The organism is Geomonas oryzae, assembly GCF_004117875.1.
Classification (GTDB): domain Bacteria; phylum Desulfobacterota; class Desulfuromonadia; order Geobacterales; family Geobacteraceae; genus Geomonas; species Geomonas oryzae.
The window spans coordinates 423,787-443,273 of record NZ_RAHW01000006.1 but is presented as its reverse complement, the minus strand read 5'-3'; the positions used below and the strand labels follow the sequence as shown (position 1 = coordinate 443,273).

Genomic DNA, 19,487 nt, shown 5'->3' with positions numbered 1-19,487 from the left:
CCACGGATCAGGACGGAACATTTTTAATTTACTACTGCCACCATAAGCTCCGGGAGATCCGGATCGGCGATAAAAAAGTGTCACCCATGTCTCCGAACGACTGTCACCCTTGACTCCGGTCTATACAAAGGGGGGACAGGGGGGATTTGCCTCGGTCGGACAGGGGGGAGCGCAAGTTCAAGTACGGCGCTTCGTAGTTCATGCATTAGCCTCCCCGGAATTCTTGACAACGCCCCTCGCAAAAATTACAGTAACAGTCGCCGTTTCATCCCGAAAACTAGCAAGGGCCCACCTTAATGCTGAAAAAAGGTTTCGTCATATCGGCCGTCGCCGCCCTCCTCGCTTCCATCTTCTTCCTCGCACCGCTTCTCGACAAGGAAGAGCGTGCCCGCCGCAGCGAGGCGGAATACCTCGCCATGTTCAGGGAAGTGGTGGACATCGTCAAAGAGAGCTACGTCGACAAGGTCGACGACAAAAAGCTCATGACCGGCGCCATCAACGGCATGCTCGCAGCACTCGACCCGCACAGCGTGTACCTTCCCGCCTCGGACTTCTCCGAAATGAAGGTGCACATGGCCGGTGCCTTCGGCGGCGTGGGAATCGAGCTGGACATGCGTAACGGCAAGCTCATGGTCAACGCACCCATCGAGGACACCCCGGCCTTCAAGGCAGGCATCCTGTCCGGCGATCACATCGCCCTCATCGACAGCAAGCCGACTAAGGATCTCCCCATCAACGAGTGCGTGAACCGGATGCGCGGCACACCGGGCACGACGGTCACCCTGACCATAGAGAGAGAGGGGGCCGCGGCACCCTTAACCTTCCGCCTCACCCGCGCCATCATCAAGACCAAGAGCCTCAAGGCGCGTCTCATCGCACCCGGTTACGGCTACCTGCGCATCGCGGAGTTCCAGGAAAGGACCGGCGAGGACTTCGAGAGAGCCCTGAAGACCCTGGCCGCGGACAACGGAGGACCCCTCTTAGGTCTCGTGCTTGACCTGCGCTACAACCCCGGCGGACTCGTGGATCAGGCCTACCGCGTAGCCGACCGCTTCATCGGCGAGGGGCTAGGCAACGGCGACATCGTCAGCACCAGAGGGCGCGAGCCCGGGATGACCAACACGCTCACCGCCACGATAGGCAAGAAGGAGCCGAACTACCCGATGGTGGTGCTCATAAACGGTGGCAGCGCGAGCGCCTCCGAGATCGTCGCCGGCGCGCTGCAGGACCACAAACGCGCCGTGATCATGGGAACGCAGAGTTTCGGAAAGGGAAGCGTGCAGTCGGTGATGACCCTCAACAACGGCGACGGGCTGAAGCTCACCACCGCACGTTACTACACCCCGAACGGGCGTTCCATACAGGCAAAGGGGATCACCCCCGACATCGTCGTCGAGTTCGCTGTGAAACCGGCGCTCAAGAAGGAGAAGGAGGCCGATCTCCGCGAGCGGGACCTGGACGGGCACATGGATGAGGTTCCCGAGGCGGCCACCCCGACCCCTGCGGCGCCGAAAAAAACCGCGCCGCAGCAAATCCCCTCCCGCGGTAACGGCAAGAGTCAGGAGCTAAGCAACGAGGAGCTTCTGCAAAAGGACAATCAGCTCGCTCGCGCCCTCGACCTGCTGCAAGGGGTCAACGTACTGCAAAAGAGCGCCGTCCGTTGATGGTATCCGGCAGCAGCAAGACGCCCGGCCGCCCCAACCTGCTGGTCATCCTCGGGGCCACCGCCTCGGGAAAGACGCGGCTTGGGGTGCAGTTGGCCGACAGGTTGGACGGTGAGATCATTTCCGCCGATTCGCGCCAGGTGTATCGCGGCATGGACATAGGCACCGGCAAGGACCTGCACGAGTACGAAGGGACCCCCTACCACCTGATCGACGTGGCCCCCCCCGGCTCCGAGTTCAACCTGTTCCAGTTCCAGCGTCACTTCCTCGCGTGCTTTGCCGAGATTTCGGAGCGCGGCAAACTCCCGATCCTGGTGGGGGGGAGCGGCATGTACCTCGACTGCGTGCTGCGCGGCTATCGCCTGGCCGAGGTTCCGGAAAACCCGGCGCTTAGGGAAGAGCTTGCGCCTCTTTCCATGGAAGAGCTGGCCGAGAGGCTCGTCCGCGCCACCCCCACCCTGCACAACACCACCGATCTTACCGAGCGCAGCCGCCTCGTCCGTGCCATCGAGATCGCCGAGCATGACGGCGAGAAAAGTGAGCCGTGGCCCGACATCGTGCCGTTCACCATCGGCATCCGCTGGGATCGAGCCCTGATAAGGGAGCGGATCACCCGCAGGCTCAAGGAGCGCATGGAAGCCGGGATGGTCGAGGAGGTGCGCCGCCTGCACGAGGCGGGGACGAGTTGGGAGCGGCTCGAGTTTTACGGTCTTGAGTACCGCTACCTCGCCCGGTACCTTAAGGGAGAGCTCTCCCGGAACGACATGTTTCAGAAGCTGAACGCAGCCATCCACGATTTTGCCAAGAAGCAGGAGAACTGGTTCAAGAAGATGCAAAGCCGCGGCACCGTGATCCACTGGGTGGAGGGAGCGGCGGACCCGCTAAACGAAGCACTCGAACTGCTGCAAAACCGATTCGAACAAAACCGATTCGAACAGGGATGAAGGGGATAAACGGGATAAAATCAAAAACAAAGCGAAGATCTTGTCACGCAAAGACGCAAAGGCGCAAAGACTGGCAGAAACAAAAGATTTTGGTTTAATCCCAAAGTCTTTTTGCCTTTGGTTTATCCCCTTTATCCCCTTCATCCCTGTCAATAAGCCTTAGTTTTGGTTTTCCTTTGCGTCTTTGCGTCTTTGCGTTACAGATGGTTTGTTTAGGTGTTGTCCCTTTCATCCCCTTCATCCCTGTTAAATATGGTTTTCTTCTTTGCTCTGCGTTTTTGCGTCTTCGCGTGAGATGATTTTGTTCTCAGGTTTCATGTAAATTATTGACGTAATCGGTGTGGTATGCTACGACAAAAAGACATGAAACCAGGGAGGAAACCGATGTTTGCAAGGTTGAAATCAGACATAAAGGCAGTCTTTGACAGGGATCCGGCGGCAAGAAGCGTGCTCGAGGTGATCTTCTGTTACCCGGGACTGCACGCTCTCTGGTTCCACCGGGTGGCGCACTGGTTCTGGATCCACGACTTCTACTTCCTGGGACGCCTCACCTCCCACTTCGGGCGCTTTTTCACCGGCATCGAGATCCACCCCGGTGCGAAGATCGGCAAAGGCTTCTTCATCGACCACGGCATGGGCGTCGTGATCGGCGAGACCGCCGAGATCGGCGACAACGTGACCCTGTACCACGGCGTCACCTTGGGCGGCGTCAGCTGGGAAAAGGTGAAACGTCACCCCACCCTCATGGACAACGTCGTCATCGGCTCCGGAGCGAAGATCCTCGGCCCCTTCACCGTTGGAAAGGACAGCAAGGTCGGCTCCAACTCCGTCGTCGTGAAGGAAGTCCCCCCCAACTCCACCGTCGTCGGCATACCCGGGCGCGTCGTCATGGCCACCGAAAAGCCGCAGGACCGCCCCGACCTCGAGCACGGCAAGATGCCGGACCCCGAGGCGAAGGCGATCTCCTGCCTCTTCGACCAGATCCGCGAGTTGGAAAGGAAGTACAACGCCCTCGCCGCCGAGCACGAAGCGCTCAAGAAGAAAATCAGCTAAAACCGATTCGAACAGGGATGAAGGGGATGAACGGGATAAAGGCGTAAAACCTTTTGTAACGCAAAGCCGCAAAGGCGCAAAGAGAAGCAGAAACAAACAAAGGATTTTGGGTTACCCCCAAAGTCTTTTTGCCTTTGGTTCATCCCTTTCATCCCGTTCATCCCCTCAAAAGAGTTTTTGCCTTTGTTTTTCCTTGCGGCTTTGCGTCTTTGCGTTACAGAAGTTTTTGTCTTTGGTTTTATCGCTTTCATCCCCTCATCCCTGTTAAATCGTTTTTAAGATTCTCTTTGCGACTTTGCGTCTTTGCGTGACGAAAGGTTTGGGTTTCTTTTTTTCTTTTCGTCTCAGCTCCTTTGCGTTACAAATGTTGTTTGGCCTTACCCCTTCATCCCTTTCATCCCTGTTAAATATGTCTTTTGAGGTTGCATGAACAAGAAAATAGCCATCACCACCCTCGGCTGCAAGATCAACCAGTTCGAGTCTGCCGCCATGACCCAGGCCCTCGAGCAGCAAGGCTACAGCTTAGTTCCCTTCACCGAGAAGGCCGACATCTACGTCATCAACAGCTGCACCGTCACCGCCAAAACCGACGCCGAGTCGCGCCGCCTGATCAGACGCGCCTCCCGCATGAACCCGGAGGCCCGCGTCGTGGTCACCGGCTGCTACGCCCAGATGGCCGGCGACGATCTCCTGAAACTCCCCGGCGTCAACCTGATCCTCGGCAACACCGAGAAGAAAGACATCGTCGGCTTCATCGAGGGGCTGAAGGACGAGCCGCAGGCGGTGGTGAGCGACATATCGAAGGAGAGGTCGAAAGAGAGAACCCCGCTGGAGAGCTTCGCCGAGCACACGCGTGCCTTTTTGCAGGTGCAAAACGGCTGCGACGCCCGTTGCGCCTACTGCATCGTCCCCTATGCGCGCGGCGCCTCACGCAGCGTCGCCCCGGCGGAAGCACTCGAGGGTATGGCCGCGTTTGCGGCGAAAGGGTTCCGGGAGATCGTGCTGACCGGGATTCATCTCGGCGCCTACGGCCTCGACCTCGATCCGCCGACCGACCTTTTGGGCCTTATGAAGCTCGCCGAAGAGCAGGGAGTGGTGCAGAGGCTGCGGGTAGGCTCGGTGGAGCCGACCGAGGTTCCCGCCGAGATGATCGAGTTCATGTCCGTTTCGAAAATCGTCTGCCCGCATCTGCACCTGCCGCTGCAAAGCGGCTCCGACGGGGTGCTGGCCCGGATGAACCGCGGCTACGATACGAAGCTTTTCCGCGGCGTCGTCGACGCGCTGGTTGCGGCCATCCCCGACGTTTGCATAGGCTCCGACGTCATAGCCGGCTTTCCCGGGGAGACCGACCAGGAGTTCGCCGAGACCTTCGCGTTCATCGAGTCGCTCCCCTTGGCCTACCTCCATGTCTTCCCATTCTCGCAGCGTCCCGGCACCCCCGCCGCCACCATGGCCGCCCAGGTGCAGCCGAAGGTCATCAAGGAGCGCGCCGAGGCACTGAGACTCCTTTCCGAGCGGAAGAAGGCAGAGTATGCCGCCAGGTTCGTGGGACGCGAACTGGAGGTACTGGTGCAAAAGGACGACGGTGGGCGCAGGGGACTTGCCAGGAACTACCTCACCGTGCAGATCGACGGAAGCGAGGAAATGGTGAACCGTGAGGTGAACGTGGAGATCACCGGAACCAGAGGCGGGGAACTCATAGGCAGGATAAAGGCATAAACTTTTGTCACGCAATGCCGCAAAGGCGCGAAGACAAGCAGAAACAAGCGATAATCTTCAGCCACTCTGAGCCAAGCCTCCGTCCGCCTACCGGTTTTGATCACAGCGACCAGCAATCGGAAGAACATGCTGCATAGATCAAAACCGGCGATTGAATCGGTACTGGATCTCGCAACCAGATGCGACTACTGCTCTAAAGCATGCGAATGCATCTGTCGTAGCTGAATAACGCAGGTAGGATTATATGTTTTTTGGGGTAAACTGGCGGCACAACAGAGTCGGGCACCTCTTCCAAGGCGGTACAGGGCAATCCTCATTGAGGCTGACGAATTGTTTATGCTGGTCAAAGACAACCAAAGGGGAGACTGAAGCAGTCTCCTCTTTTTTATGCCTGCTGCTGTAATGGTGAGGGAGGGAGTGTACTCATCCTCCACCAGTACCCCTGTCGCACCATCGAGCAATCTTTTCATAGCTTTTAAAGCCCTAAGTTAGGCTGAGGTTTAAAACGATAGATAAAAAAGGTGTTCATGCTGTTCTGGAAACCTCTTGCAACATCTTTGGTCAACGCCGGCGTGATTGTTAAAGATGACGCGCTGTTTACCGACACGACGCTGTAGTAACCGGGGGTACCGTCACCATGGAACATAGCTACTGTATCCCCGGCAGCGGCACCTGCGGTTGACCCCACACTTACCATCGTTGAGCCTGCACTTGCCCCAGCAGAAAATTCCGTAGAGTTACTGAACACACATGACCACCCGGGCACTCCAGCAGCGTGAGGTGCTGAATTAAGAACGGTTTGCCCTCGGGAATAAAAACCACGCGTGGGAGTCGCAGAAAGGGCATCGGGCATTTTCCAGAGAAGGTATTTTGCCGATGTCGCGCTCGCGGTGTTAACGGTAAAGAGGGCCGAATTCCTTGGCGCGACTGAAACTGCAAACAGGTTGGTATTCGAGACGTCATCGATCAAAGTATTGGGATTTGGTTGGATAACAACAGTGTAGGCGCTGTCATCGGTGATGCCGGAGCGCATAACCCTGATGGTCTGGCCTTGCACCATGTTGCGTGCATTGGGCAGAGTGATACGCAGATCTTCTGTGAGATCTCTCACCTCGATAACTATTGTAGTCGCTTGGAATTGGGGGACTGTGTAGGCAGCCTGTGAACCGGTGAGGACAACGTTCTGCACCGTGTCGGTCAGTCCGGGCCAAGATGACCCGGGCGCAAGGTATGAGGATCGAATCGGTCGCTGCAAATTGACGTTAATTCGGTTGTCTTTTGATCCGTTCTTCTCGTCAAAGTAGATGTTTGCCCCTACTTTCTGGCTCAACTCCATCCTTGCGTCGATGGTATTGTTGCAGGAGTTATCAAGCACAATTGCCGGACCAATGAATGAGCCAGAGATATCCGTACCCCTTATGTAGTTCGAACCGACACCACCATTAAACACCGCACCGCTTACTGCTCCTGAGCTAGCTATGCCGATGATTTCGCCGCCAAGTATGGTGTTAGCATTGGCTTGGTTCGCGGCAGCAGTACCGGTGAAGTTCACACCGTATTTTGCAACTATGGAAGGGTTCTCAATTAGATTGTAATACGCGGTAACAACGGTGGGAGCATCCAACTTGAGCCCTGTTCCGTTGAAGAAATAAAGCGCAGTAAAATTCTTAAAGGTTGAGGATGCCACGTTCTCGCCGTAAAAAGCATCCGTGCAGCGGGATGTCCCTGGAGAATACTTGGCATCTCCAAAGTTTTGAAGCATCGGGTTTGTGATGTTGAACCTCTTGGTGCTCTCTCCGATGCTATACAACAGGGGCTTTGCAGGAAAATGGTTCCCAGCGTAAAAACCGGAAACCCAGCGGTTTACGAATACTACGTTTACACCATTGGGGATGCTGAGGCCACCAACGGCATCAGCTGTCTGAAAAACGTGTTTCCCCGAGACGTACAGGGTGCCTCCGTCTGAAAGGGCAGCCATAGCCGCGCGTATTGCGGGGCCAGCATCAGGGGCAGAATTTGACGAACCGTAAGGGGCTCCAAACCATTCCGGGCGCGACTCTTTCAATCCAGCAACTGAACCCGCACCCGAAAAGATCTGAAAAATGCCGGCATCCAAGCTCGCATCGCTAGCAAAGGTAACTGTTTTGCCGGCTGCGACGTCGATTCGTCCCCCCTGAATAAACTTAAGCTGCCGATTGCCGTTTACGGTCATATTGCCGATCGCCATCGGCTTACCGATGACGATGGTCTTGCCAGAGGTAAGGGGAGAGGCCAGACAGGTGGACAGGTCCTTGAATTGTGGTGCGCTCGCATCCACCCCCCAAGGGCCGAATGTGTCGGTAGCTGCAAACGCCCCGTTGCAGGTCATCACCAGAGACAAAATCACGTATAAAAAGCACTGCGCCATAATTTCCTCCGTCACCTAAAACGATATGCCGGTTGGCCTCGTCCTTTTTCTCTATCTCCGCGGTCGCCGGCTCAATACCTATACTGCCCTATATATCGATGGTCTTGCCTTCTGCACTGCCAACTGTTACTAGCCCGAGATCAATACTTTTACACAGGAACTCCTCGCTGCAATCACCACCACACACATAGGCAGACGAAGCAGCAAAGTTTCGCCGTCCGCCGTGTTCAATAAATAGTACCATGAGATGCTTACCTAACCAGAGGGGGACATGTAAAGATAAGGTTCTGAGAGGGGATCTCGACGGCTGGGGGTGAGGAGCTAGGGGATTGGAGGACTTCCAGAAAAAGACCTCCATTCCCTTGGGGTCAAGGATGTTGATCAACTTGAGCGCGGGGCAGCCATGGTTCTTCTCCCCGACCTCCCACTTGCGTACCGAGGGGATCTAGGGATCTAGGGTCAGGCTTGCAAGGTTGCAAAGTTAGGTTGGTTCTGGTTAATGGCTTGCCGACAGCGGATACATTTCCCAAGTGCTTACTATCATGTGATCCTGCGGGGGAACGACCGGCAGGACATCTTCTATGACAAGGCGACCGCTACAAGTTCTACCTGCTTCTCCAGGAGGGGATCGAAAGGTTTGGCCATTCGATCCTCTCCTTCTGTCTAATGACCAACCATGTTCATCTGCTCTGCCAGGTATCCGACACTCTGCTAGCGAGTATCATCCAGAATCTCGCTTTCAGGTACACCCGCTGGATAAACTGGCGGCAGAATAGAGTTAGAACTGTGGTAGGCTCAGGATTTTTTAAAACTGAATCCGATTTTGCGCCATGTCAGACTCCTTTGTGGAGGGATTATCTGCATGGCTACCCCTATGGCATACCGGCGACAGCATATGTCGTAGCTGAAGAACGACGCTAAACAGGTAAGATTTTGGGTTACCCCAAAGTCTTTTTGTTTTTAAAGGTTTTATCCTTTTTATCCCCTTCAGCCCTGTTAAAAGATCTTTGTTTTTGCTTTGCTTTGCGACTTTGCGTCTTTGCGTGACAAGGTTTAGTGGTGTGCCTGGATGAACTCCGCCACGCGCTGCACGTCGGCGGTATCCCGGAACTCCCGGTACCCGTCGATGCCATCCTCATCGAGCCCGCGGTAGTAACGCGGACGCTTCGTCTTAAGCCCGGCAAGCAGTTTCGCCGTGGCATAGTCCTCACTCTCCACGTCCCGTCCGGCGAACTTCAGCTGCAGCACGATGCTGTAGCCAAGCTGGAACAGCCTCCTCAACTCCTCCTCGACCAGGATGCGCGCCGCCGCCTCCTCGTCACCGGCGGCGACCTTCTCCAGCGCGATGTTCAGGTAGCCGCACACCCGGTGCATCACCGCAAGCATCGACTCCGGCTCGTGGAACGCCTCTCCTTCGGCGACCAGCGCACTGTTCACGAGGTAGTTCAGCTCCTGGTAGACGATCTCCGAGCCGGCGCGGTTCAAGGCGCGCGCGAAGAGCGTCCCTTCGTCGGCGGCAACCGGGATCAGGTGCCCCCCCTCCCCCGCCGAGACAAGCTCTTTCCCTCCCTCCAGCTGGAAGTGGTCCGGATGCACGCGGGCGTAGATCGACAGCGCCTCTTCAAGCGGGGGGAACCCGAGATCCTGCAGCCTTCCGGTGCGGAAACGCTGGCACTGCTCCTCCAACTCCAGGTCGATATCCCCTTTCACCCCTTCCATGAGCGCCGTATAGAGCGGGTTGTCCAACTTGATCAGCATGGAGAGAAACGAGCCGATCAACTGGCTGTGCTGCGGGTTCTTGAAACTGACCATGAAGACGCCGTCGAAGGTGTGGTCGTAGTCCGCCAGACGCTCCTCGTCGTTGCCCTGATCGCCGATGCCGCCTCCCACCGTGATTTCCCGGCTCAGCAAGAGCTGCAAAAGCTCGAAGTCCAGATGCTTCAGCAGTTCGTGAACGCGCGGCTCGCCACCTTCCATGAAGTAGGTAAGCCAGTGGCAGGCGCGATCCGCCGAGAAAGTCCAGCCGTCCCAGAGTTCCATATCGAGGATGAAGACACACTGCTGGGCCGAAGCAAGACGCAGGAGCTCCACCGCGTCGACCTCGCCCACTTCTTTGATGAGCCAGAAGAACTCCTGCGACTCCAGAGAAGCGGCGAGCCTTCTCGCATCGGAGTCGGCGAGGATCAGGTCCATCTTCTCCTTGCCGGACCGGGTTTTCAGGTACTGGGTTTTCTGCGGAAGGGAAAGCGCCTGGAAATCAGCTTCCGAAAGTCTGACTGCTACTGCGTGGTTCATATCTGCCATTTCTAAAACAACTCCTATTCTTTAAGATCAAACACGGGAAAAAGACAAAACAGAACCTATTCAAACAGGGATGAAGGGGATAAACGGGATAAAGGCGTAAAACCTCTTGTAACGCAAAGTCGCAAAGGCGCAAAGACAGCAGAAACAAACTAAAGATCTTGGGTGAGCCCCAAAGTCTTTTATTTGTCAGGTTTTCCTTTGCGACTTTGCGTCTTTGCGTTACATTGAATTTTGCCTTGGTTTTATCCCTTTCATCCCCTTCATCCCTGTTAAATGTTGTTTAGTTTTTGGTTGTACTTTGCGTCTTTGCGTCTTTGCGTGTCACAGGTTTAGATTTTATCAAAGAATCCCTTTGCGCATGGCCTTCTTGTAGCCGCAGCTTCTGTGCAGCCACTTCAACTCTTTTACGAGTTCCGGGGTCAGCTGCACGCATTCGGGAAAGACCTTGAAGCGCTTTTTGTAGATCTTGCAGCGCCTGGTCGTTATGTCCAGATAACGGCAGGGAGTCGAGGTGAACAGGATCCTGCCGTCCTCGTCCTCAATCTTTTCAAAGCAGCAGAGCCCGCACTGCTCACACAGCGCCTCCCACTGCGCCTGGTCCATCTCGTGCGCCGACATTTTATCTCCCCTTCCTTTCAAACCCAAAATCTCTGTCACGCAAAGAGCAAAGCCGCAAAGTAAGACAATGCAAAAACAAAGGCTTATTTAACAGGGATGAAGGGGATGAACGGGATAAAAACAACACCGAACTTCACTGTCACGCAAAGCCGCAAAGGCGCAAAGCAAATCTAAAAACCCGAACGTCTTCTTGGGGTTAAATCAAAATCCTTGTTTCTGGTTCTCTTTGCGACTTTGCGTCTTGGCGTGACACCGGTTATGCCTTTAAGGTGTTATCCCTTTTATCCCCTTCATCCCTGTTTGAATCGCTGTGCTGTTCTTTGCGCCTTAATCCTCGCCCGCCCCGAGGGGGACCACCAGGGAATTACCCTTGCTGCTGGAGAAACGGACACTGTCTTCGTAGATCTGCTCGACCTTGTACCCCTCCACCACGGCGCCCTGCCGAAGGGCACGCCCGTTCACCATGGCGAAACTCGCCTCGCTGCTGTTTTGCCATGCGATCCCGGAAACGCGGATCGCCGGACGGGATTTCTGCGGGGCAGGCTCCGGCACCACGGCAGGGACTGCCGCCGTTTCGATGGGCGCCGGCTGAAGAGCGGTATTCGAGACGGGACGAGCCTTCTGCACGGCCGGGGTGACCTTAACTGCCGCTTGCTGTTTCGTTGCGACCGCCGCGATCTTCGCGGTGTTCCCGATCGGCTTTGCGGCCATGGCCGGGACAGTTGACTGCACGACCGGTTTGGCCGAAGTTTTTGCGACGGACTGCACAGGTTTTGCGGCAACCTTGGCGACCGGTGCGGCGACCGGTTGCGTCGCGGGTTCCGCAACAGGCTGTTGCACCGGTTGCTGCTTTTCGGCTACGGGCGGCTGCACCACCTTGGCGGGAACTTCTGCAACAGTCGGACGCGCAAAGCCTCCCATCAAGGCATAAGTGACCAAAGCGGCAACTGAGGCACCGCCAAGCGTCCAGGCCGGCAGAAGCCAGGCAGGACGCCGTTCCCGTCCCTTGCCGATGCCGCCGCCAGCCGCACGTCTCGGCCTTTGCGACTCATCTACCTTCTCCAGTGCCTTCAAAATAGAGCTCATAAAATCCTCAACTTAACAGGTATGAAAGGGATTCAAGACCAAACTTCACTGTCACGCAAAGCCGCAAAGTCGCAAAGTAAAGCAAAAACAAAGGCCTATTTAACAGGGATAAATGGGATGAACGGGATAAAATCAAGAACCAGGATTTTGGTTTACCCCAAAAAAAGACGTTCGGGTTTTTAGATTTACTTTGCGACTTTGCGTCTTGGCGTGACACCGGTTGTGCCTTTAAGGTGTTATCCCCTTTATCCCATTCATCCCTGTTTGAATAGGTTTCTTCCGAAGACGCGGCACAACACGTTTGAGGTAGTGCCGTAAGGGGAGAAACCACCCACCTCGGAAACGGCCTGGGCCGCCATCTTGCCGGTGATGGTCCGCGCCTCCTCGGTAAAGCCGATGAGCAGGGCGCGGTCACACACCACGTTCACCAGCCTAGGCACCCCGCCGGAGAAACGGTAGATCCGTTTCATGGCAGCCTTGGAAAACTCCGCGGCGCGATAGCACCCGGCGAGCTCCATGCGGTGGTCTATGTAACGCTCCGTGCTCTCGAAGTCCATGGGAAGCAGATGATAGCGCACGGTAACGCGCTGGTTCAACTGGCGCAGCTCCTTGCGCGCAAGTACCGACAAAAGCTCCGGCTGGCCGGAAAGAACGATCTGGATCAGCTTGTCGGTCTCCGTCTCGAGGTTCGAGATGAGACGGATCTGCTCCAGCACCTCGGCAGGCAGGTTCTGAGCCTCATCCATCACCAGCACGACGCAGCGCCCCGCCTCTTTTTGTTCAAGCAGAAACGCGTTCAGGACCTGCAGCAGTTCCACCCTGCTCTCCGATTCCCAGGCAAGGCCGAACTCGCGGTTGACGCTCTTCAAAAGCTCGAGGTCGGAAAGACATGGGTTGAAAATGAGGGCGGTACGGTGTCCATCCTGGTCGAGTTTGCCCAGGAAGGTGCGCAGAAGCGTCGTCTTGCCGGTACCGACCTCGCCGGTCAGCTCGACGAAACCCGCGCGGTGGTCGACGGCGTAGATGAGATGCGCGTACGCCTCCCGGTGCTGTTCACTCATGAAGAGAAAGCGGGGGTTGGGAGTGAGGGTGAACGGGCTCTCCCTAAAGCCGTAAAATTCGCAGTACATCGCAGGCATGCGGGGGTTATCCCTCTCTCTCCATTACGTGGTACGCGCCGTGGTGCGCCTCGGTATCGGCCCTGTGGGCGGAAAGGTCATCGGCGATCGCGTCAATTTTCTTTTCAAGTCCGTCAACCCTTTTAGTGAGGGTATCGAACTTGAAGTCCGCGAAATCGAAACGCTCACGGGTATCACGGCGCAATTCGCTGATGTCGCTGCGAAGCACCTCATAGCTCTCTACAACAAATTGGAACTTGCTGTTGATGTCTTCCAGCAGCACCTCAAAGTTTTCTTTTTTCATGGGGAACCTCCTAACCTTCTCTCTCCATGATACGGTAGGCGCCGTGGTGCGCCTCGGTGTCGGCCCTGTGGGCAGAAAGGTCATCGGCGATCGCATCGATTTTTTTGTTTAGGGTGTCAAATTTGAAATCGAACAGATCGAAGCGTTCATCGGTTCTTCGGCTCAAATCGTGGATCTCGCTGCGAAGAGCCTCATGACTCTCGACAACAAATTGGAACTTGCTGTTGATGTCTTCCAGCAACACCTCAAGGTTTTCTTTTTTCATGGCGGCCTCGCGTGAGTCGGAAGAAATGTCGGGAAATTCAACAGGAGAGACTATGCCACAGCGCGGCCGTCAACACAAGCGAAGAGCTTCCCCCTCCCTTTCGCCAAGGAGGGAACCTTGGGCCATGGCATTGCTTCGTCCCCGCCCCCGGAGGGGGAGGGTCAGGGAGGGGGCGCGCAGCGTCAGGTTCAGGCTTCCCCCCTCCCAGCCTCCCCCCTCCAGGGGGAGGTAGCTTGGGCAGGTGACGGGATCGAGGAAGAAATGGGTGGGATCAGTAGCGGTAGGTGAGTTCGGCGCGGAGAAGCCGGTTCATCCGCGTGTCGCCGGCGCGCAGCTCGTAGTTGTGGACCCATTCCTGACCGTAGAGAAGCAGGGCGCTCCACTCCTTGAAGACCGGGAAGGTCCACGACGCACGCAGGGCGTTCTTGCGCTCGATCGCCTGCATGACGCCTGCGGCGTCGTACCTCCCCGTCTCGTCGACGGTGACGCGGCCGTAGTCGCCGCGCCGGGTATGGAACGCCTCCAGCGCGAGGTTGTTGCGTACGGAGAACCAGTGGCTGTAACGCAGGAAGAAGTCCTGGACGGCGCCACCCTGCGAGTGACCGAGCGGCATGCCGTGGTAGAGGTACCCTTCCGGGAAGGTGCCGTTGGTGTAGAGGATGCGGTTGCCGCGGAAGTACTCGAAGCGCAGGTCGTCCTGGCCGCTGTCGGTGAGCCTCGGTATGTAGAAGCCGGCGACGTAGCTCTCCACGATGGGCCAGAAGGCTGCGGCGTCTTCGCCGGAGAGCTCGCCGTACAACTCGGTGTTTCGCAGCCGGGGAAGTCTCAGCCGCAGATCGAAACCGGCGATGGAGTTGGAGTTGTCGTCGCTCGTGCCCCCGATAAGGCCGCGCACCGTGGCGCCAAAGCCGTTGTCGACGCCGGGGCCGCCCGCCTGCCTTCCGAGGTTTATGCCGAACTCGAGGTTTTCAAGCGGTTTCATGGCGAGCTTTGCCGCGAAGAAGTACGGCTCGCGCTCCCTTCCGTCGGTGACCGTTTTCTCCAGCCGGGAGAAGACCAGGGAGTACTTGAGGTCCCACAGGTATTTACTCTTCACCAACTCGGGACTGGAGAGCTTTACCTGGTCGAGGTTTCTGGCGTTGTTGGTCAGCGTGACGGCACCGCGGTAGCCAGGGCCGAACCAGTTCTCATCGCGCCCCACCTCCAGTTCCAGCCCCTTTCCGCCGATTTTCACGTAGCCGCGGTTCAGGCGCACCCTCGCCTCATCGTCCGCCTCCGACCAAAGGAGCTGCGGCTCGACGAGCGCGCTTCCCATGGCGCCGAAGTAGAGCTCACCGCTACCCATCAAGTCCAGGTTGGTCCCTCTTTTGTAGACCAAGCCGTCGTTGTTTTCGAAAAGAGGCGTCCCCTCGCCGCCCCGCTGCAGCACCGGCGAGGGATAGGGATTCGAGGGACGCAGACCGCCGCCGATGCCGAACACGCCGTCGTCGCCCGGGTCATGCACGGCGCGGAAATAGCTTCTCGGTGCTCCGTCCAAGTAGACGTAGCGCAGACGGGCCGTTGTGAGCGGGTCGTAGTCGAAGGCAGGAGCCGACTCCTCGCGACCGTAGTAAGTCAGTTCGCGGGGCAAGAGTTCCTTGAGGCGCGTGATCAGTTCCGTGGCGAGCGGCGAGGTAGCGCCGGATACGGTTTTCTCTTCGGCCTCCCGGACCATACGTGCCGCCTCGGCGCGAGAGAAGGGACGGATTCCCTTCACGTCAGAAGAGACCAGGCCGAAACCCGAGAGTTTCTCGAGGTAGAAATAGATGGGACTGTCTAAGGGAATATTCGGGGACGAAAGCGCAAAAGCGGAGGAAGAGACGCTAAGGACTGCAACAAGCACGAACAGATAAAAACGCATAGGACCCCATGTCACGCAAAGACGCAAAGGCGCAAAGTAGACCAAAAGCGGTTGTGTCACAAACCGTTCACGACTCTGGTGATGCCATCTTTGATTAAGTTATCCCCAAAATTGATCAGCAGGCCAAGTTTCATTTTGGATAACCGGAGATAAGTAAGAAGCTGTTTCGAGTGTACGGGAACAACCTTTTCTACTGATTTAAGTTCGATGATAACCTTGTTTCCTACCACGATGTCAGCACGATAACCTTCATCCAGGACAACAGACTCGTAGATAACCGGTAAAATCATCTGGCGGCACACGAGCATGTTCCTTCGTTCCAGCTCATAGGCCAATACGGCTTCATATACAGATTCAAGTAAACCAGGGCCCAGCGCTGTATGAACCTTGTAAGATGCGTCGACGATTACAGAAGCAATTTCATTTTCGGTCATAAAATGATCTCACGCCCGTTCGCTGCGCTCACTCAAGGCGCAAAGTCGCAAAGTAAGCCCAAAGCACAAACCATCAAAAAGATTTATGGTTAAAACCAAATCTTTATTTGCTTCGGTTTGTCTTTGCGCCTTTGCGGCTTTGCGTTAGAGAAGGTGTATGCCTGTAGGGGTTAACCCGATGTCTTTTTAGGTTTTTTGCTTGTCTTTGCGTCTTTGCGGCTTTGCGTGACAAAAGGGTTCGGTTTTACGCCGCCGTTTCCTCTCGCAGGTTGCGGACGAGGGCGAGTTTCTGAGGTGGGAAGAGGTCGGGCCTCACCCTCTGGAAGGCAAACGGGGGGGCGGCCTCGAAATGATACCGCGGCACGAACTCGGGCACGACACGCCTGAGCGTGCGCAAAACGGCATCCAGCTCATGGCTTTTCGCAAACCCAAAAAGCTCCTCCAGATCCGCGCTCACCTGCTTGAGATCGGTCTCCACCGGCGCCATGACCCGGATCTTCTTGTGACTGGTCAGCTTGATCCCCTCCCCGTCGATCAGCAGTTCCTCGAAAAGCTTCTCGCCGGGCTTCAAGCCGGTGAACCGGATGTCGATCTCCTTGTACGGGATGAAACCGGAAAGACGGATCAGCTCCTCGGCAAGGGAAAGGATGCGGACCGGCTCTCCCATGTCGAGCACGAAGATCTCGCCGCCGTGACCTATGCACCCCGCCTGCATCACGAGTTGCGACGCCTCGGGTATGGTCATGAAGTAGCGCACCACGTCCTTGTCGGTGACCGTGACCGGCCCCCCTTTCCTGATCTGCTCCTTGAAAAGAGGGATGACGCTGCCGTTACTTCCGAGCACGTTGCCGAAGCGTACCGTCGTGAACTTCGTCTGGCTCTTCGCGGCCAGCGCCTGCACGTAGATCTCCGCGCTTCGCTTGGTGGCCCCCATCACGTTGGTCGGGTTCACCGCCTTGTCGGTCGAGACCATCACGAAGTTGCGCACCTTGTACTTGTGCGCCGCATCAGCGACGATCCTCGACCCCATGACGTTGTTCAGCACGGCCTCGGCCGGGTTGTATTCCATCATGGCGACATGCTTGTACGCCGCGGCATGGAAGACGACCTCAGGCTCGAACTCGTCGAACACCGCCTCGACGCGGTCCTGGTTCTTCACGTCCCCCACCATCGGGATGATGCGCAGGTCCGGGAAACTTTCGGAGAGCTCCTTCTCGATGTAGAAGAGCGGGGTCTCGGCGTGGTCGAAAAGCACGATTTTGGCCGGCTTGAAACGGGCCACCTGGCGACAGATCTCGCTTCCGATGCTTCCTGCCGCGCCGGTCACCATAACCCTCTTGTCGGTCAGGTAGTTGCGGATTGCGGACTGGTCGAGCACCACGGGATCGCGCCCCAGGAGGTCCTCGATCTCCACGTCCTTTATGTGGCTCATGGAGACGTCGCCGTCGATCATCTCCGTAATGCCGGGGAGCGTCTTGAAGCGCGCCTTGGTCCTCTCGCAGTTAGCGATGACGCGGCGCATGAGATCCCTGTCCCCGGAGGGGATGGCGAAGATGACTTCCTCGATGTTGTGTTTGCGTACCAGACCGCTGAGCCTGCTCGTCCCCCCAAGGACGCGGACCCCGGAGAGCCGCATGCCCATCTTCTGAGGGTCGTCGTCCACGAAGCCCAACACGTTGTACGCGGCCTCAGGCTGCTTGCGAATCTCCTTGAGAAGAAGGTTCCCCGCCTCTCCTGCACCGATGATGAGCGTCCTCTTTCCCTTACACAGACCGGGGATGATCTTCGTTTCGCGGTAGATCCTCCACACGAGCCGGCTCGCGGCGACGAGGGCGAAGAGCAGGAACCAGTCCAGGATATAAATGGAGCGCGGCATCCCGAAGGGGCCCTTTATATATACGAGGGTAAGGGCTGAAACGGCTGAAGAAAGGGAGACTATCTTGAAGATCTCGTAGGCGTCCTGCAACGAGGCGTAGCGCCAGATGCTGCGGTAGACCCCGGAGGCGACGAACATGGCGGGCTTCACCGCCATGGCGACGACGAGGCCGGTTTTCAGGTTCTCCACCTGGTTCGGTCGGATCTGAAAATCGAAACGAAGGAGAAACGAAAGGAAGAACGCAGCGGCAACAAGCACCACATCGAGGAAAAACACCAGGACCCGTCTGGCGTGTATCATGAACCCCTCCTACGGCAACGCCCGGACCTGGCCGGGCACCGAACAAAAGAACGACAGCAGGGAAAAATATCACAAAACCTTAAGGAAGCAAGCGTTAACAATATGAAAAACGCTATCAGTCGTGCTTGCCGCTTCTACGACTTATACTCATCGGCGGGGAGCCTCCCGCACCTGAGAAAAGGAAAATTATAAATCTCCAAGGAATCGTTTGACTCCGAAAGCTCTCCGCGGTAACGTTAGGCGTCTTTAACGCCATCAAGAGAGGAGACGCCTATGGACAACATCACGCTACTCAGCAGTGCGGAAGCGATTCCGAGAACGGCAGCCGTCGTGGTCGCCATGTCGAGGGACCCCAACCTGTACGCGCTTGTCGAGGCCTGCTTTCCAAAGCAACAGGAGCTCCAGGAAGTCGACGAAGAGCACAAGGCGGCGTTCAGTGCCGCGGCCGACGGGGACCCGGAGAAGGCGAAGCGGTTGAAGGCTGCCCGGCAGAAGCTGGACCGCAAGTTCAGCATCTTCTTCACACTGGTGCGTCACGCGGCCGTGGAACATCCCGAGCTGTTGGATGCGTTCGGGGTTCCTCCCGCGAAAGTCAGGAAACCGACCACCGCTGTCTTGACGAGCCCTGACACCCCGCGGGCGCAGCACGGCCCAAATTCGGGAGAGATGTCGCTGAAGACCAAGCCGGTGAAAGGGGCGAAGAGCTACGACATCTCATGCTGCATCGGCGACCCGTCCGTCGAAGCGAACTGGAGGCATTGCGGAACCGGGACCAAGGCGATGCATCTTTTGGTTACGGGTCTCATCCCGGGAACGGTCTATTGGTTCCGGGTGAGGGCGGTAGGCGCCAACGGCTACGGTCCCTGGTCGCAGATCGTTTCGCTGATGTGCATCTGATCCGCCCTTCCACCATTAAGTCCCCGCAGGCCGCTGCCTTCGGGGACTTTTTTGTCTCTTCTCACGGCATCCTCAGCAGTCCCTGCACCGCAGTTTCGATCCGGCTATCCAAAACTTCTATTCTCGACCAAAAACTAACAGTTTTCAGGTCAAAACTATCGCTTTTACCCCCAAAAGCAAAAGTTTTAGGGCAAAAACTTTTGCTTTTGCAGGAAAACTAAAAGTTTTCGGGTCAAAACTGTTGCTTTTCACCTAAAAACAAACGGTTTTGGGGTAAAAAGCAACAGTTTTGGGGTGAAAAACAACGGTTTCGGGCAAAAACTAACAGTTTTCAATCCATCAACCTTCGCCCGCTGACGTCTTCGTCTCTATGTTGTCGACATACCACCGAAAAGTCATGGCGATTCCCCCGTCGAGCGCGTCGGTATGGTCTATCCGAGGGTGTGAATCCGTCTATCTACCTTTCTGAAAGCTCCACCTAGTGCCTGACCTCTTCACTCTTTCGACTTAGAGTCTAATCCAATTGCAAAATCCGCCAGACATTGAGGTAAAATCCGTCAAGTTTGAGGAGAAGGCGTTATACACCTTCGCCAAAAGC

Annotated in this window: 17 protein-coding genes; 6 read left to right on the top strand and 11 right to left on the bottom strand. The window is 56.5% G+C overall.

Translation table 11 applies throughout. The features are described 5' to 3' along the window. Window positions 1-296 precede the first annotated feature (296 nt). The 3 genes from D6Z24_RS16940 (at window position 297) to cysE (ending at window position 3,661) form a co-directional block, all read left to right on the top strand. A complete protein-coding gene (locus D6Z24_RS16940) occupies window positions 297-1,664 on the top strand; it encodes a S41 family peptidase (RefSeq protein ID WP_129127779.1) in 1,368 nt (455 codons plus the stop codon). Then, entirely contained in the window at window positions 1,664-2,608 is a 945-nt protein-coding gene (miaA, locus tag D6Z24_RS16935; RefSeq protein ID WP_129127801.1) for a tRNA (adenosine(37)-N6)-dimethylallyltransferase MiaA, read from the top strand. The genes D6Z24_RS16940 and miaA overlap by 1 nt, the downstream gene beginning before the upstream one ends. A gap of 384 nt (window positions 2,609-2,992) precedes the next feature. Continuing rightward, entirely contained in the window at window positions 2,993-3,661 is a 669-nt protein-coding gene (cysE, locus tag D6Z24_RS16930) for a serine O-acetyltransferase (protein ID WP_129127778.1), read from the top strand. On the opposite strand, the gene D6Z24_RS16925 is transcribed toward cysE, so the two are convergent. Continuing rightward, window positions 3,658-3,912 (bottom strand): hypothetical protein, encoded by a 255-nt coding sequence (locus tag D6Z24_RS16925; protein ID WP_129127777.1) that lies wholly within the window; start codon window positions 3,910-3,912, stop codon window positions 3,658-3,660. The two genes, cysE and D6Z24_RS16925, sit on opposite strands and share 4 nt — an antisense overlap. A 175-nt stretch (window positions 3,913-4,087) precedes the next feature. On the opposite strand from D6Z24_RS16925, the gene mtaB reads away from it, so the two are divergent. Beyond that, a complete protein-coding gene (mtaB, locus tag D6Z24_RS16920) occupies window positions 4,088-5,380 on the top strand; it encodes a tRNA (N(6)-L-threonylcarbamoyladenosine(37)-C(2))-methylthiotransferase MtaB (RefSeq protein ID WP_129127776.1) in 1,293 nt (430 codons plus the stop codon). A 475-nt stretch (window positions 5,381-5,855) separates the two neighbouring features. Here mtaB and D6Z24_RS16915 read toward each other — a convergent pair whose 3' ends face one another. Continuing rightward, window positions 5,856-7,787 (bottom strand): hypothetical protein, encoded by a 1,932-nt coding sequence (locus D6Z24_RS16915; RefSeq protein ID WP_129127775.1) that lies wholly within the window; start codon window positions 7,785-7,787, stop codon window positions 5,856-5,858. Window positions 7,788-8,453: 666 nt separating this feature from the next. On the opposite strand from D6Z24_RS16915, the gene D6Z24_RS16910 reads away from it, so the two are divergent. Then, complete coding sequence (locus D6Z24_RS16910) at window positions 8,454-8,708, top strand: transposase (RefSeq protein ID WP_407925423.1); 255 nt, start codon at window positions 8,454-8,456, stop codon at window positions 8,706-8,708. 132 nt (window positions 8,709-8,840) lie between these two features. Here the strand turns inward: D6Z24_RS16910 and D6Z24_RS16905 are convergent, their stop codons facing one another. The 9 genes from D6Z24_RS16905 to D6Z24_RS16865 form a co-directional block, all read right to left on the bottom strand. Next, a complete protein-coding gene (locus D6Z24_RS16905) occupies window positions 8,841-10,091 on the bottom strand; it encodes a DUF6178 family protein (protein ID WP_129127774.1) in 1,251 nt (416 codons plus the stop codon). Window positions 10,092-10,430: 339 nt separating this feature from the next. Beyond that, window positions 10,431-10,709: a YcgN family cysteine cluster protein gene (locus D6Z24_RS16900; protein WP_129127773.1), complete on the bottom strand. Its 279-nt coding sequence runs from the start codon at window positions 10,707-10,709 to the stop codon at window positions 10,431-10,433. Window positions 10,710-11,036: 327 nt separating this feature from the next. Further along, window positions 11,037-11,795: a hypothetical protein gene (locus D6Z24_RS16895; protein ID WP_129127772.1), complete on the bottom strand. Its 759-nt coding sequence runs from the start codon at window positions 11,793-11,795 to the stop codon at window positions 11,037-11,039. A 254-nt stretch (window positions 11,796-12,049) separates the two neighbouring features. After that, complete coding sequence (locus D6Z24_RS16890; RefSeq protein ID WP_246014699.1) at window positions 12,050-12,934, bottom strand: ExeA family protein; 885 nt, start codon at window positions 12,932-12,934, stop codon at window positions 12,050-12,052. A gap of 7 nt (window positions 12,935-12,941) precedes the next feature. Next, window positions 12,942-13,217 carry a hypothetical protein gene (locus D6Z24_RS16885; RefSeq protein ID WP_129127771.1) on the bottom strand — a complete coding sequence of 92 codons (276 nt, stop codon included), beginning with the start codon at window positions 13,215-13,217 and terminating at the stop codon, window positions 12,942-12,944. Window positions 13,218-13,227: 10 nt separating this feature from the next. Continuing rightward, the gene (locus D6Z24_RS21675; RefSeq protein ID WP_198419574.1) at window positions 13,228-13,482 is read right to left on the bottom strand and encodes a hypothetical protein; all 255 of its coding nucleotides are present in this window, start codon (window positions 13,480-13,482) and stop codon (window positions 13,228-13,230) included. A gap of 271 nt (window positions 13,483-13,753) precedes the next feature. Next, window positions 13,754-15,382, bottom strand: coding sequence for a capsule assembly Wzi family protein (locus D6Z24_RS16875; protein WP_129127770.1), 1,629 nt, complete (start codon window positions 15,380-15,382; stop codon window positions 13,754-13,756). A 56-nt stretch (window positions 15,383-15,438) separates the two neighbouring features. Next, entirely contained in the window at window positions 15,439-15,816 is a 378-nt protein-coding gene (locus tag D6Z24_RS16870) for a GxxExxY protein (RefSeq protein WP_129127769.1), read from the bottom strand. A gap of 244 nt (window positions 15,817-16,060) precedes the next feature. Further along, window positions 16,061-17,992: a polysaccharide biosynthesis protein gene (locus D6Z24_RS16865; RefSeq protein ID WP_129127768.1), complete on the bottom strand. Its 1,932-nt coding sequence runs from the start codon at window positions 17,990-17,992 to the stop codon at window positions 16,061-16,063. Window positions 17,993-18,265: 273 nt separating this feature from the next. On the opposite strand from D6Z24_RS16865, the gene D6Z24_RS16860 reads away from it, so the two are divergent. Next, window positions 18,266-18,889, top strand: coding sequence for a fibronectin type III domain-containing protein (locus D6Z24_RS16860; protein ID WP_129127767.1), 624 nt, complete (start codon window positions 18,266-18,268; stop codon window positions 18,887-18,889). Window positions 18,890-19,487 lie beyond the last annotated feature (598 nt).

Coding starts and splice junctions, on each gene's coding strand:
- D6Z24_RS16895 (WP_129127772.1), bottom strand. CDS start 11,795: ATGAGCTCTATTTTGAAGGCACTGGAGAAGGTAGATGAGTCGCAAAGG.
- cysE (WP_129127778.1), top strand. CDS start 2,993: ATGTTTGCAAGGTTGAAATCAGACATAAAGGCAGTCTTTGACAGGGAT.
- D6Z24_RS16900 (WP_129127773.1), bottom strand. CDS start 10,709: ATGTCGGCGCACGAGATGGACCAGGCGCAGTGGGAGGCGCTGTGTGAG.
- D6Z24_RS16910 (WP_407925423.1), top strand. CDS start 8,454: ATGACCAACCATGTTCATCTGCTCTGCCAGGTATCCGACACTCTGCTA.
- D6Z24_RS16890 (WP_246014699.1), bottom strand. CDS start 12,934: ATGCCTGCGATGTACTGCGAATTTTACGGCTTTAGGGAGAGCCCGTTC.
- D6Z24_RS16885 (WP_129127771.1), bottom strand. CDS start 13,217: ATGAAAAAAGAAAACTTTGAGGTGCTGCTGGAAGACATCAACAGCAAG.
- D6Z24_RS16860 (WP_129127767.1), top strand. CDS start 18,266: ATGGACAACATCACGCTACTCAGCAGTGCGGAAGCGATTCCGAGAACG.
- D6Z24_RS16940 (WP_129127779.1), top strand. CDS start 297: ATGCTGAAAAAAGGTTTCGTCATATCGGCCGTCGCCGCCCTCCTCGCT.
- D6Z24_RS16865 (WP_129127768.1), bottom strand. CDS start 17,992: ATGATACACGCCAGACGGGTCCTGGTGTTTTTCCTCGATGTGGTGCTT.
- D6Z24_RS16925 (WP_129127777.1), bottom strand. CDS start 3,912: ATGAAAGCGATAAAACCAAAGACAAAAACTTCTGTAACGCAAAGACGC.
- D6Z24_RS16870 (WP_129127769.1), bottom strand. CDS start 15,816: ATGACCGAAAATGAAATTGCTTCTGTAATCGTCGACGCATCTTACAAG.
- D6Z24_RS21675 (WP_198419574.1), bottom strand. CDS start 13,482: ATGAAAAAAGAAAACCTTGAGGTGTTGCTGGAAGACATCAACAGCAAG.
- D6Z24_RS16905 (WP_129127774.1), bottom strand. CDS start 10,091: ATGGCAGATATGAACCACGCAGTAGCAGTCAGACTTTCGGAAGCTGAT.
- mtaB (WP_129127776.1), top strand. CDS start 4,088: ATGAACAAGAAAATAGCCATCACCACCCTCGGCTGCAAGATCAACCAG.
- D6Z24_RS16915 (WP_129127775.1), bottom strand. CDS start 7,787: ATGGCGCAGTGCTTTTTATACGTGATTTTGTCTCTGGTGATGACCTGC.
- D6Z24_RS16875 (WP_129127770.1), bottom strand. CDS start 15,382: ATGCGTTTTTATCTGTTCGTGCTTGTTGCAGTCCTTAGCGTCTCTTCC.
- miaA (WP_129127801.1), top strand. CDS start 1,664: ATGGTATCCGGCAGCAGCAAGACGCCCGGCCGCCCCAACCTGCTGGTC.